Source organism: Pseudomonas sp. FG13, assembly GCF_057809755.1.
On record NZ_JBMDKO010000019.1, the window covers coordinates 64,827 to 78,657 of the forward strand.

Annotated in this window: 10 protein-coding genes; 4 read left to right on the forward strand and 6 right to left on the reverse strand. The window is 61.9% G+C overall.

What is annotated here, in order from left to right:
- The first annotated feature begins 280 nt into the window (after nt 1-280).
- A complete protein-coding gene (locus tag ACODTO_RS16690) occupies nt 281-1,279 on the forward strand; it encodes an AraC family transcriptional regulator (RefSeq protein WP_139647894.1) in 999 nt (332 codons plus the stop codon).
- A gap of 135 nt (nt 1,280-1,414) precedes the next feature.
- On the opposite strand, the gene ACODTO_RS16695 is transcribed toward ACODTO_RS16690, so the two are convergent.
- The 3 genes from ACODTO_RS16695 to ACODTO_RS16705 form a co-directional block, all read right to left on the reverse strand.
- Nucleotides 1,415-2,761, reverse strand: a complete 1,347-nt coding sequence (locus ACODTO_RS16695; RefSeq protein WP_175385792.1) for an ATP-binding protein — start codon at nt 2,759-2,761, stop codon at nt 1,415-1,417.
- The gene (locus tag ACODTO_RS16700; RefSeq protein WP_139647890.1) at nt 2,758-3,435 is read right to left on the reverse strand and encodes a response regulator; all 678 of its coding nucleotides are present in this window, start codon (nt 3,433-3,435) and stop codon (nt 2,758-2,760) included. Before ACODTO_RS16700 ends, ACODTO_RS16695 begins: the two co-directional genes overlap by 4 nt.
- Before the next feature lie 106 nt (nt 3,436-3,541).
- On the reverse strand, nt 3,542-4,141 hold the full coding sequence (locus ACODTO_RS16705; RefSeq protein ID WP_047701062.1) for an outer membrane beta-barrel protein: 600 nt from the start codon (nt 4,139-4,141) through the stop codon (nt 3,542-3,544).
- 155 nt (nt 4,142-4,296) lie between these two features.
- Here ACODTO_RS16705 and ACODTO_RS16710 point away from each other — a divergent pair, with 155 nt between their 5' ends.
- Together ACODTO_RS16710 and ACODTO_RS16715 are read left to right on the forward strand one after the other, a co-directional pair.
- Nucleotides 4,297-5,088, forward strand: coding sequence for a dienelactone hydrolase family protein (locus ACODTO_RS16710; protein ID WP_139647888.1), 792 nt, complete (start codon nt 4,297-4,299; stop codon nt 5,086-5,088).
- A gap of 213 nt (nt 5,089-5,301) precedes the next feature.
- A complete protein-coding gene (locus ACODTO_RS16715; RefSeq protein ID WP_218938877.1) occupies nt 5,302-6,027 on the forward strand; it encodes a 4'-phosphopantetheinyl transferase family protein in 726 nt (241 codons plus the stop codon).
- A 117-nt stretch (nt 6,028-6,144) separates the two neighbouring features.
- Here ACODTO_RS16715 and ACODTO_RS16720 read toward each other — a convergent pair whose 3' ends face one another.
- Nucleotides 6,145-7,755 (reverse strand): ATP-binding protein, encoded by a 1,611-nt coding sequence (locus ACODTO_RS16720; RefSeq protein ID WP_489106743.1) that lies wholly within the window; start codon nt 7,753-7,755, stop codon nt 6,145-6,147.
- A complete protein-coding gene (locus tag ACODTO_RS16725) occupies nt 7,752-8,474 on the reverse strand; it encodes a response regulator (RefSeq protein ID WP_464709526.1) in 723 nt (240 codons plus the stop codon). Before ACODTO_RS16725 ends, ACODTO_RS16720 begins: the two co-directional genes overlap by 4 nt.
- Nucleotides 8,475-9,348: 874 nt before the next feature.
- Between ACODTO_RS16725 and ACODTO_RS16730 the strand changes: the two genes are divergently transcribed.
- The gene (locus ACODTO_RS16730; protein WP_139647881.1) at nt 9,349-12,240 is read left to right on the forward strand and encodes a ribonucleoside-diphosphate reductase subunit alpha; all 2,892 of its coding nucleotides are present in this window, start codon (nt 9,349-9,351) and stop codon (nt 12,238-12,240) included.
- A 269-nt stretch (nt 12,241-12,509) separates the two neighbouring features.
- Here the strand turns inward: ACODTO_RS16730 and flgE are convergent, their stop codons facing one another.
- On the reverse strand, nt 12,510-13,826 hold the full coding sequence (flgE, locus tag ACODTO_RS16735; RefSeq protein ID WP_139647880.1) for a flagellar hook protein FlgE: 1,317 nt from the start codon (nt 13,824-13,826) through the stop codon (nt 12,510-12,512).
- Nucleotides 13,827-13,831: the final 5 nt, after the last annotated feature.

Consider the following 13,831-nt stretch of genomic DNA (forward strand, 5'->3'; position numbering starts at 1 on the left):
CCTCAACTTTGCGAACCCTCCTGCACTGGAGGGATTTGTTTTGTCGGCTGCACAGGGGCAGACCTACGTAACGCATCGCAAAGCCCGTGCCATTTCTCAGAAATGCCCTACAGCCGCCATGGCAGACAGGTTTTATGACTAATCAAAGGTTGAACGATAGCGTATAAGATGGCGGATTTCCGCCAACAGCTTGATTCCTGTTCCAGGATTTGGCGGATATCCGCCTTGTCGCGATGGAGCTCCCTGCTACCATCGGTCGCTTATCGAACGGATTGATGCCATGCGCCAACGCACGATCGCCAGTCACTTTGCCCGCGCAGCCTTGGGCGGCGCACGTCGGCAGGGATTCGACGCTCTTCCCCTGCTGCAACAACTGGGCATCAGCCCTGAGCTGTTGGACGAACCCCGCGCGCGTATCGCGCCGGAGCAGTTCGCCCGTCTGTTGCAATCGCTGTGGCTGGCATTGGGTGATGAATACCTTGGATTTGGCAGCGCCCCGAGTAAACCCGGGACGTTCGCCATGATGTGCCATACGCTGATCCACTGCCGGACCCTGGGCAAGGCTCTCCAACGTGGGCTGTTGTTCTACCGCCTGTTCCCCGACGCCCCGGACCTGACACTGGTCGCCGAAGGCGAACGGGTGCGCCTGGTGCTGAACGATTCGGCATTGTGGGACCCGGATCATTTCCTCGCCGAAAGCCTGCTGGTGGTATGGCATCGCCTCGCCAGTTGGCTGATAGGTCAGCGAATCGCCCTGGAGCAGGCCAGCTTCAGTTATGCCAGGCCCGCCCATGGCGCCGAGTACGATTTGCTGTTCCCCTGTCCGCTGGCGTTCGAGGCGCAACACAGCGGCCTGCTGTTCCACAGCCGCTACCTGGACATGCCGTTGCTTCAGGACGAACGGACCCTCAAGCGTTTTCTCGAGCACTCCCCCGCCGATCTGCTCTCGCGTCCGGACGATGGCCACAGCCTGAGCAGCCAACTGCGTCGGTTGCTCGGCCGCGATACCGCACGCTGGCCGGACCTGGAGGCTGCCGCCAATCACCTGCACCTGAGCCCCCAGACCCTGCGCCGCCATCTGCGGGAGGAAGGCACCAGCTTCCAGGAGCTCAAGGATCACCTGCGGCGGGATATCGCCATCTACCACTTGGGACGCGCGGACCTGTCGTTGCAGCAGATCGCCGAGCAGTTGGGGTTCTCGGAGCCGTCGGCGTTCCACCGGGCATTCAAGAAATGGACGGGGCTGACCCCAGGGGCTTATCGGGAGCAGGAGAACTGAGTAATAGCCCGGTCTATGACATCCCTGTGGGAGCAAGGCTTGCCCGCGATGACAATTTCAAGGACGCCATCGCGGGCAAGCCTTGCTCCCACAGGATTGATGAACATTCGAGTCACAGGTCTGCCTCCACTCCCGTCAAACCACCGGAAACAGCACCCTGAACGCCGCCCCACCCAGCTCCGAATCCCCTAGGGTCAAGCGTGCGCCATAGCTCTCGATGATGTCCTTGACCACCGCCAGGCCAATCCCCTGTCCCGGATGCTGGCGGTCCAGCCGCTCGCCGCGCTGCAGAATCCGCGCACGCTGGTCCGGCGGCACGCCCGGCCCGTCATCCTCGACGCACAGCTCGATCCCGCCGAGGGTCTGGTGCACGCTGACGCACACTTCGCCCAGGCACAGCCGATAGGCATTCTCCAGCAGGTTGCCGAGCATCTCGAGCAAGGCGCCCTGCTCGATCGGCACCTGGCAGTGCTCCGGCAGGTCGAAACGGACGTTGACCCGTTTATCGCGATAGACCTTGTCCAGGGTGTCGCAGAGACTTTGCAGCACCGGTCGCAGGCGCACCTGATGGCGCACCAGCCCACTCTTGCGCAAGCTGGCCCGCTGCAACTGGTAGCCGATCTGCTGGCTCATGCGCTCGATCTGGGTTTGCAGCACCCAGGCCTGCCCACGGTCTTCAGGGCGTCGGGCCATGTCTTCACTGACACCCTGCAACACCGCCAACGGCGTCTTCAAGCTGTGGGCCAGGTCGTCGAGGGAGTCGCGATAGCGGCTGCGCTGCTCCCGCTCGCTGTACAACAGTCGGTTGAGAGAGCCGGTCAGGCGCAGCAGTTCCCGGGGATGCTCGGTACTGAGGCTCTCCCGCGTGCCGCCTTCGATTTCATCCAGCTCCTGACTCAGGCGGCGCAACGCCCGCAGCCCCCAGGTCAGACCGATCCACAGCAACGCCAGCAACACCGCCAGCGCCGCCCCGAACCCCAGGTAGAGCTTGTCCCGCAACCCCTGCAGGGTCACTTCGTAATCGCGCACCGGCTGCAAGGTGACGATGCTGAACGCCGCGTTCTGGCCGGCGAGCAACTTGATCTCGACGTCATAGACAAAGAACTCCTCGCCGCTCTGCTCGCGAATGCGAGCAAACTCATTGCCCTGGCCGTCATAGCGAGGCGTGTAGTTGATGTTTTCTTCCCGGGTCGCCTTCGACCGCCATACCAGTTTCCCGTCACGATCATAGATGTAACCCAGCAGACGGGCGTCGGCGAGATTGAAACGTTCGTCGGGCAACTGTGCCGGCATCTTCAGGTGATTGTTTTCCACCCGGGCGGCGGAAATCAGCGTGGTCACGTCCGAGGCCAGGCGTTGCTGGATGGATTCCTGCAACGCCAGGCTGAACGCGCCTTGCATGGCAGGCAGCAGTGCCAGCATGAACAACACCGCCAGGATCGTGGCGGCCAGCATCAACCGCAGCCGCAGAGAACGAATCACTGGCAGCGCTCGTTGAACAGGTAGCCCAGGCCACGCACGGTATCGATCGGTTTGAAGCCGGAGGGGGCTTCGAGTTTACGGCGCAGGCGCCCGACCAGGACTTCGATGACATTGGGGTCGCGCTCGTCGTCATCGGGATACAGCTGCTCCATCAGGCGGTCCTTGGCCACCACCTGCTGGTGATGGCGCATCAGGTACTCGAGGATGCGGTATTCGTAGGCCGTCAGTGCCAGGGGCTCCTCGTCGAGGGAGGCTTGCTTGCGGTTGAGGTCCAACAGCAACGGACCGGCGACGATGGTCGACTGGGTAAAACCACTGGAACGGCGCAACAGGGCATTCAGCCGGGCCTCCAGTTCCTCGAACTGGAACGGCTTGACCACGTAGTCATCGGCCCCGGCGGCCAGGCCTTCGACCTTGTCCTGCCAGTTGCCACGGGCGGTGAGGATCAGGATCGGAAAGGTCTTGTCCTGGGCACGCAGCCGGCGGATCAGCTCCAGGCCGCTGATCCCGGGCAGACCAAGGTCGATCACCGCCAGGTCGTGGTTGAATTCCGCGACCTGGTACAGCGCCTCCTCGGCATTGGCGACGGCCTGCACCACATGGCCGCTGTCGGTGAGACGGGTTTGCAGGTGATGGCGCAACAGCGCTTCGTCTTCGACGACCAGTAACTTCATGGAGCCTCTCTCCAGGCAAATCAGACAATCCGATGCTGTGCAGCGCAACGAAAGCCGCCGGATCGTCTTGGGCCGATCCGGCGGGACACGCTCACCCTCCGACCGCTTAGAACGTGTAGTTGGCGGACAGGTAGGTCTGGGCACTGCTGGTCAGGTCCAGCGACCCCACCTTGTCGCCGCCGTGGGGGCTCATCTCGGTGCTGGCGTTGCTGCGCAGGTAACGGTAACCCAGTTCCACCGAGGTGTTCTGCGAAATTTGTTGCAGGACGCCGCCCTGCAGGCCTGCCGTGAAACCGATGTCGCTGTCGCGACTGAAGCCGGGGGAGTCCTGGGTGACTTTGGTCAGGCCCGCCGTCGCACCGCCGAACAGTTTGGTGCTGCCAGTGACGGGGTAGAACAGGTCGTAGCTGCCCAGCAGGTTTTCCTGGCGCAACTTGATGCCGTTGTGGGTCCCTGAAACGTTGTCGTAAGTGGCGTAGTAGCGGCCCTGGTCGTTCTGCTTGCCCAGGCGCAGGCCATAGGTGGTGTCCTTGCCGATCACGCCGTCGGCGTTCGGATTGTTCAGCGCCTGGTCCAGGGCACTGGACTTCTTGACCTTGTCGCTGGTTTGGCCAAGGGTCAGGCTGGCGAAGTTGTCATCGGCATGGGCCATGGCGCTGGCACCCAGCACAGTGAAAGCCAGCAGCAGTTTTTTCATGTGTGTCATGTTCAGGTTCCTTTGAAACGTGGGTGGTGTGTGAAGTCGTGGTCACGTTAACCAGCGGTCCCTGAACACCCCTTGAACGTTCTCTGAACCTGCGCTGAATGAATCGGCTAGAGTGTCCAGTCTCGAGCGAACCCATTCTTTCAAGGAGATTCCCCATGCGCAGGTTGCTTGCAGTTGTACTTCTGGCCTTGAGCGGCGCGGGCCACGCCGCCGTCCAGACCCAGGAAATCCCCTACACCAGTGCCGACGGCACGAAGCTGATCGGCTATTACGCCTACGACGATGCGATCAAGGGGCCGCGCCCGGGCGTGGTGGTGGTGCATGAATGGTGGGGGCTGAACGACTATGCCAAGCGCCGTGCCCGCGACCTCGCTGGCCTGGGCTACAGCGCCATGGCCATCGACATGTACGGCGATGGCAAGAACACCGAGCACCCCACGGACGCCATGGCGTTCATGCAAGCGGCGCTCAAGGACAGCAAAGCCGCCAGCGCGCGATTCCAGGCCGGGCTCGACCTGTTGAAGAAACAGCCCCAGACCGATCCGGACAAACTCGCCGCCATCGGCTACTGCTTCGGCGGCAAAGTGGTGCTGGATGCGGCTCGCCAGGGCGTTCCGCTGGCCGGCGTGGTGAGCTTCCACGGCGCCCTGGTGACCAACACCCCGGCCACGCCCGGCAGCGTCAAGGCGAAGGTACTGGTCGAACACGGCGCGCTGGATAGCATGGTCACCGAAGAAAACGTCAGCGCGTTCAAGAGCGAGATGGACAAGGCCGGCGCCGACTACAAGTTCGTCAGCCTGAAAGGCGCCAAGCACGGCTTCAGCAACCCCGATGCCGACCGCTTGAGCCACGGTGAACATGGCGGACCGGACATCGGCTACAACAAGGCGGCCGATGAGCAGTCGTGGGCGGATATGCAGAAGTTCTTCAAGAAGATCTTTGGTTGATCACTGAAGCTATCTGTGGCGAGGGGATTCATCCCCGCTGGGCTGCGCAGCAGCCCCAAAACCTGCTGACTCGGTATGTCAGACAGATCGAGTGTTCTGGGATGGGGCTGCTTCGCAGCCCAGCGGGGATAAATCCCCTCGCCACAACAGTGTTCACAACTCCCCGGCGTCACCCACTACCCAGCATCAAGCCAACCCGGCAAAATGCCCGGCATGAACCGACTTCCTGCCCTGCCCGCCTGCTGCTCGCCCCTGGATGAACATTGGCTGTTGCCCGACGCCCTGCCCGATACAATCCTGCTGAGCACCCGCTTCGATCCGCTGTTGCTGATCGGTGACGACTTTCCGAACAGTGCCATCGAGCCGCCCGCGAGCATCCAGCGTTCGGTGCCCAAGCGCCAGGCCGAATTCCTTGCCGGGCGGATCTGTGCCCGGGCAGCCCTTCATCAGCTGAACGGCCAGCACTGCGTACCGGCGATCGGCGAAGACCGTGCTCCCATCTGGCCGGCCCATGTCAGCGGCTCGATCACCCATAGCACCGGCCGGGCGGCGGCCATCGTCGCCAGCAAGGACCACTGGCAAGGGCTCGGCATGGATCTGGAGAACCTGCTCGACCCGGAGCGCGCCGAGCGGCTGGCGAGTGAAATCCTGACCCCACCGGAACTGCAACGCATGGCCACCACCCGGCGAGATGACCGGGCCTTGCTGGTGACGTTGACCTTTTCGGTGAAGGAAAGCCTGTTCAAGGCGTTGTACCCGATCGTCGGGCAGCGCTTCTATTTCGAACATGCCGAGATGCTGGAATGGACCCGCGACGGGCAGGTGCGATTGCGCTTGCTGACGGACCTGTCGGCCGAATGGCGCCATGGCAGTGAGTTGCAGGCGCGGTTTGGGGTGAAGGATGGGCAGTTGTTGAGTCTGGTGGGCGTCAAGGCCTGAAGCTTTCCTGTCGCTTTTGACGGCGCCATCGCGAGCAGGCTCGCTCCCACAGGGGGTATGCGTTCCCATGTGGGAGCGAGCCTGCTCGCGATGAGGACAATCCAGTCGCTATATCCTTCAACCTCTGTCCTGATGCCTCGGCCAGCTCAAGCTGAAACATGCCCCACCCAGACTCTTGCTCTTGGCGATCAACGCCCGGCCGCCATGCCAGTAAATGATCCGTCGCACGATCGACAGCCCCAACCCATGACCGCCCGAAGCCCGGGCACGGCTGTCGTCCAGGCGCAGGAAGGGCTTGAACACCCGCTCCCAGGCCGCCTCCGGCACACCGGGCCCGTCATCCTCGACGTCCACCCGGCAACGCAGTTGGCCCACCTGATAGCTGACGGTCACCCGGGACTTGGCATGGCGCATGGCGTTGCCCACCAGGTTCTGCAAGGCGCGATGCAGGAAGCGTGGCTCGGCCTCGACCCAGGCGCCGTCACAATCGACGGCAGACAGGCACAGCCCGCGCTCGACCGTGACCCCGGCCCGCAACGGGCCGAGTTCCTCGATTACCTGGTTGACCAGCGCATCCAGATCCACCCGCTGGAAGTTCAGCGCCGGTGAGCCTTGCTCCAGTCGCGCATAGGTCAGCATCTCGTCCACCAACCGATCCAGGTCTTCGATGTCATGGTCCATGCCCGCCAGGTATTTTTCCCGGGCCTGGGGGGTGGCAGCGCTGCCGAGCATTTCCAGGCCGAAACGCAGGCGCGCCACCGGGGTACGCAGTTCGTGGGAAACCGCCCGTACCAACTCACGCTGGATCGCCAACAGTTGTTGCAGGTGCTCGGCCATGCCGTTGAACGCGGCGGCCAACCGACCGACCGAGTCGGCACCACGAGCTGGCACGCGGGTTTCCAGACTGCCCTGGGCAATCTGGGTGGCGGCGGCCTCCAGGCCACTCAGGCGCCGTTCCAACTGACGCACCAACAGGTAGACGATCAACCCGATCAGGCTCAAGCCCAACGCGGCGATCAGCACCAGCCATTCGGGCGGGTAAGGATTCATCTGGTACAGCGGGCCGATTTCCAATACCCACGGCGTGCCCACCATGCCGGCGAACACTCGGATCGAATCGCCCCCCTTGCCCAAGGCCATCACCGTATCGCCCTCGGACACACGACGGCGCTGGTCTTCGTCCATGTCCGCCTGCTCGGCGGTCATCAACCGCAGATCGAAGCCGAAACCTTTTTCTTCCATGAGCTGGGCGAGTCGCCGGGGTTGCTCGCCCACCGGGTAGCGCACCAGTTCGTCGGCCAGCAGATAGATAGTTGCCCGGGCCAGTTGCTCGCTGATCTGCTGGACTTCCCCCACCAACATCAATTGCTCGCCATCGCTGACCAGTCGATAGACCTTCGCCGCATGGGGCCCGGTCTGTTCGACCAGCGCCTGGCCACGCAGCACGCGGGTGCGCTGCCTCAGGTCCAGGTCGGTCTGGGCGAAGGTCTGCAACGCCAGGGGGATCCCCAGCAGCCGCTCCCATAACAGCAGCGCCCGGTGACGCTCGGTGTCGTTCATCGGCCGCAGGTTTTCGGCCATCAGGGAAAACGTACCATGGGCCAGGCGCTCGCGGTATTGCTCGCTACGGGTCTGGTTGAGCAAGTGCAGGGCCAGCACTCCCAGCACCGCCACCAGCACCAGCGCCGCACACATGCCGCCATAGATGCGCAGAAAGATCGAATTCACGGTGCCGGGTCTACACAAGCTTCAGGCACGAACAGGTAACCTTTGCTGCGGATGGTCTTGATCAGCCGTGGATGCTCCGGGTCATCGCCGATCTTGGGCCGGATGCGCGAGATCCTTACGTCGATGGAGCGATCCTGGCCGTCATACCCGATACCACGCAGGGCGGTGAAGATTTCCTCCCGGGACAGGATGCGCCCGGCATTGGACACCAGCAGCCACAGCAGGTCGAACTCGGCGCTGGTCAGTTCGATGCCGTTGCCCTGCAACCAGGCCTCGCGCAGAGCGTCGTCCACCACCAAGGGGCCGAATTGCAGGCGCCGCGATTTCTGCGGGGAGGACGGCTCCGGCTCGCTACGCCGCAGCAGGGCCTGGATACGCGCCAACAACAAACGCGGGCGAACCGGCTTGCAGACATAATCGTCGGCGCCCAGGTCCAGGCCCTGGATCTGGTCGGCGTCGTCGGTGCGGGCCGTGAGCATCAGGATCGGCCCGTCGTACTGCGTGCGGACCTTGCGACAGATGCTCAGGCCGTCTTCGCCGGGCAGCATCAGGTCGAGGATCACCAGGTCCGGCTGCTCGGCGACGATCCGCTGCGCCGCCACCGCGCCGTCGCCTTCGATGGCGACACGCAGCCCGTTGCTTTCCAGGTAGTCACGGGTCAGCTCGGCCAGACGCTGGTCATCCTCGACGATCAATATATGCCAGGCTTCTTGTTCCACGGGGGACCTCGTCTGCTGTGAATATAAAAGGACAAATGCTCATCCCTTGTGGCGAGGGGATTTATCCCCGTTGGGTCGCGAAGCGACTCCTGTGTTCTGCCTGACACAGCTAAGCGACTGATTTGGGGCTGCTTTGCAGCCCAACGGGGATAAATCCCCTCGCCACAAGGATATTCGAGCTCGCCCCCTCGCTCTTTTGTCATGTCAAAGGAGGATAACCCTGTCCGACGCACGGGCCGATTGTATAAACGGCGCCTTGGGAGAAAACAAGCGGACAAATGCGTTCGGTCGAGCGGGATTTGTGTGGTAACGTCCGCGCCCGCAAAAACCGGCAGGCTGTTTTCAGCGCCTCGAAAACGATGAAAAAAGGCCCACTCCAGCAGGGTCGCGGCCTACAGCGCAGTTCCCTGTTTCGCACACAAATTACGCACAGGTTTATCCACAGGCAGTACGTTGCATTCATCCCCCAAAACGCATTATCTTGTAGCCCGCTGCAAAAAAAACCCTACATGTAGGGGTTGAAGCCAAAAACCAAACACAAGTCGGACAGAGAATTCAAGCGCTTTTCGTGCCTCTCTCCACTTGAAACATCGTGTTTTCCCAAGACCAGACCGCCCCTGCGGATGGCCACTGTTTCAAAGGTCGAAAACGACCGAAACGGTACGGGTGTTGCAGTCCATTGCTGCCACCCCTGCAACCCCGGTTTCGAGCCCAGGCTCGCAACCCATGAACTTCGGATGGACGCAGCCCCACAGGGCTGCTTCCTACTGTCCCGAAGTTGTTATACCCGGCGCCAGTCGGTTGTAGTGCTTCAGGACGGAACGGTGGGCACCGTGATGGTGCCCAAACAAACATAGAGAACGTGGAGACACCCATGCACACCGACACAACTCGCGAGAACCCGCAGGGCACCGCGCCGCTGGCCGCTGATTCGACTCCGGATCTGGCTGCCACCGCGCCTGGCCAACTGCGTGTGATCAAGCGTAACGGCACTGTCGTTCCTTACACCGATGACAAGATCACCGTCGCCATCACCAAAGCATTTCTCGCAGTTGAAGGTGGCACCGCTGCCGCTTCGTCGCGCATCCACGACACCGTGGCCCGCCTGACCGAACAGGTCACCGCGACCTTCAAGCGTCGCATGCCGTCGGGCGGTACCATCCACATCGAAGAAATCCAGGACCAGGTCGAACTGGCCCTGATGCGTGCCGGCGAGCAAAAGGTAGCGCGTGACTACGTGATCTACCGCGACTCCCGTGCCAAGGAACGCGCCACCCGCAACCCGGCCGACGCACCGGTCCAGGCCCACCCGTCGATCCGCATCGCTCGCGCCGATGGCAGCCTGGCGCCGCTGGACATGGGCCGCCTGAACACCATCGTCACCGAGGCCTGCGAAGGTCTGGAAGAAGTCGATGGCGACCTGATCCAGCGCGAAACCCTGAAGAACCTCTATGACGGCGTCGCGCTCAAGGACGTCAACACCGCTCTGGTGATGACTGCGCGGACCCTGGTGGAACGCGAGCCGAACTACTCCTTCGTGACCGCCCGTCTGCTGATGGACACCCTGCGCGCCGAAGGCCTGGGCTTCCTGGAAGTCGCCGAGAGCGCGACCCACCACGAAATGGCCGACCTGTACGCCAAGGCCCTGCCGGCCTATGTAGCCAAGGGTATCGAATTCGAATTGCTGAACCCGGTCCTGGCCTCTTTCGACCTGGAAAAACTCGGCAAGGCGATCAACCACGAGCGCGACCAGCAGTTCACGTACCTGGGCCTGCAAACCCTGTACGACCGTTACTTCATCCACAAGGACGGTATCCGCTTCGAACTGCCGCAGATCTTTTTCATGCGTGTGGCCATGGGCCTGGCCATCGAAGAGAAGCAGAAAGAAGAGCGTGCCATCGAGTTCTACAACCTGCTGTCGTCCTTCGACTACATGGCATCGACCCCGACCCTGTTCAACGCCGGCACCCTGCGTCCACAGTTGTCGAGCTGCTACCTGACCACCGTGCCGGACGACCTGTCGGGCATCTACGGCGCGATCCACGACAACGCCATGCTGTCGAAATTCGCCGGTGGCCTGGGCAACGACTGGACGCCGGTTCGTGCGCTGGGCTCGTACATCAAGGGCACCAACGGTAAATCCCAGGGCGTCGTACCGTTCCTCAAAGTCGTCAACGACACCGCTGTCGCGGTCAACCAGGGTGGCAAGCGCAAGGGCGCGGTCTGTGCCTACCTGGAAACCTGGCACATGGACATTGAAGAGTTCATCGAGCTGCGCAAGAACACCGGTGACGATCGTCGTCGTACCCACGACATGAACACCGCCAACTGGATCCCCGACCTGTTCATGAAGCGTGTCTTCGACGACGGCAAGTGGACCCTGTTCTCGCCATCCGAAGTACCGGACCTGCATGACCTGACCGGCAAGGCCTTCGAAGAGCGCTACGAGTACTACGAAGCCCTGACCGAGTACAACAAGATCAAGCTGTTCAAGGTCGTCCAGGCCAAAGACCTGTGGCGCAAGATGCTGTCGATGCTGTTCGAGACCGGCCACCCATGGCTGACCTTCAAGGACCCGTGCAACCTGCGCAGCCCGCAGCAGCACGTAGGCGTGGTCCACAGCTCGAACCTGTGCACCGAGATCACCCTGAACACCAACAAGGACGAGATCGCCGTCTGCAACCTGGGCTCGATCAACCTGCCGAACCACATCGTCGACGGCAAGCTGGACACCGCCAAGCTGCAACGCACCGTGAACACCGCCGTGCGCATGCTCGACAACGTGATCGACATCAACTACTACTCGGTGCCGCAGGCGAAGAACTCCAACTTCAAGCACCGTCCGGTCGGCCTCGGCATCATGGGCTTCCAGGACGCGCTGTACCTGCAGCACATCCCGTACGGTTCGGACGCGGCCATCGAGTTCGCCGACAAGTCCATGGAAGCGGTCAGCTACTACGCGATCCAGGCTTCCTGCGACCTGGCCGACGAGCGTGGCGCCTATGAGACGTTCCAGGGCTCGCTGTGGTCCAAGGGCATCCTGCCGCTGGACTCGCAACAGATCCTGATCGCGTCCCGTGGCGAGAAGTACATCGACGTCGACCTGACCGAGTCCCTGGACTGGGCACCGGTTCGCGCCCGTGTACAGAAAGGCATCCGTAACTCCAACATCATGGCCATCGCACCGACCGCCACCATCGCCAACATCACCGGCGTGTCGCAGTCGATCGAACCGACCTACCAGAACCTGTACGTGAAATCGAACCTGTCGGGCGAGTTCACCGTGATCAACCCGTACCTGGTCCGCGACCTCAAGGCCCGCGGCCTGTGGGACTCGGTCATGATCAACGACCTGAAGTACTACGACGGTTCGGTACAGCAGATCGAGCGCATTCCGCAGGAGCTCAAGGAGCTCTACGCGACCGCGTTCGAAGTGGACACCCGTTGGATCGTCGACGCAGCCAGCCGTCGCCAGAAGTGGATCGACCAGGCTCAATCGCTGAACCTGTACATCGCCGGCGCCTCGGGCAAGAAGCTGGACGTGACCTACCGCATGGCCTGGTACCGTGGCCTGAAAACCACTTACTACCTCCGTGCCCTGGCCGCCACCAGCACCGAGAAGTCGACCATCAACACCGGCAAGCTGAACGCTGTTTCCAGCGGCGGCAACCACGGTGACGATTCGGTCCTGGCTGCTCCAGCAGGCCCGGCGCCAGTGCCAAAGGCCTGCGCGATCGACGAACCGGATTGCGAAGCTTGCCAATAAGCTGAGCGGGTGGGCGCTGCAAGGCGCCTACCTTTAAAGAAAGCCCCCGATAGACCGCTGGTTTATCGGGGGTTTTCTTTTGCCTGGAGGAAAGTGGTGGCCGGGCTGACCTCATCGCGAGCAGGCTCGCTCCCACATTGGAATGCGTTCCCCTGTGGGAGCGAGCCTGCTCGCGATGAGGCCAGTCCAGGCAGCACAAAACACCCGCCCAAAAAGAAGCCCCTCTTGCGAGGGGCTCCTTGTGTAACCTTTCAAGCAACCATCGAGAATCAGGCCATCTGAATGATGGTCTGCATGATCGTGCTCTGGGTGGAGATGGTCTTGGCGTTTGCCTGGTAGTTGCTCTGGGCCTTGATCAGCTCGACCAGTTCGTTGGTCAGGTTGACGTTGGACTCTTCCAAGGCGTTGGAAACGATGGAACCCAAGGTACCGGTGGTTGGAGCATCGTAGCCCGGGATACCCGACGAGAAGGTTTCCTTCCAGCTGGTGCCGCCTACCGGCTGCAGGCCTTGCTCGTTGGTGAAGCTGGCGAGGGCGAGCTGACCGATCGGCTTGGTCTGGTTGTTGCTGAAGTTGGCCAGCAGTACACCAGAACCATCGATGGTCAGGTTAGTGATCTGGCCGGTGGCGTAACCGTTCTGGGTCGGGATCGAACGCGCGGTGTCGGCGTTGAACTGGGTGGTGTTGCCCATGGAGATCGTGATGGTTGGCGCACTCGCGGCACCGTTGGCGGCCCATACGCCGTTGGTCACTGTGCCAGGCACCCAGCCAGTCAAGACCAGATCGCTGTTGATAGTCGGCACAGTGGCAGGTGGCACTGGCGGAGTGCTGACCTGGGTCAGTTTGCCGCTCGAATCGAAGGTCATGGTCGAAGGAATCGGCGCGGTCGCACCGGTCGTGGTCGGCAAGCTACCGTCCAGGTTACGACCATCGATCAAGGTATAAACGTTCCAGGTATTGCCAGCCGTCTTGACCATGTACTGGTCCATGGAGTGCTGGTTACCCTGGGTGTCGTAGACCGGCGTAGTGAACTGCTTGGTAAAGGTCGAAGTATCGGTCGGATTGAACGCAGCGGTAATAGCAGTGGCCGTGGAGTTCAGGTTGATGGTCGACGAAACCAGGCTGGTAGCGCTCGGTGGCAGGTTGGAGGTGTCGATACGCAGGTCGGTCAGGATCCCGTTCTGGATCTTGCCGTTCGCATCCACGCCATAGCCCTGCAGCCTCGAAGTGCCGTCACTGTTGGTGATATAGCCTTCCTTGTCGGTCTTGAACGTACCGGCACGGGTGTAGCTCAGGGAACCGTCGTTGCTCAGGACGAAGAAGCCCTGGCCCTGGATACCCATGTCCAGCACGTTGCCGGTGTTGTTGACGTCGCCCTGGCCAAACTGCTGGGAAACGTTGGACAGGCGCACGCCGTTACCCACGGTTTTGCTGCCCGAACCCAGCTTGGTGGCCGAGTAGACGTCTTCGAATTCCGCGCGGGACGATTTGAAGCCGGTGGTTGCCACGTTGGCGATGTTGTTACCGGTGACGTCCAGCTGTTTGTTGGCAGCATAGAGACCGCTAAGGCCGATGTTGAAAGACATATTCC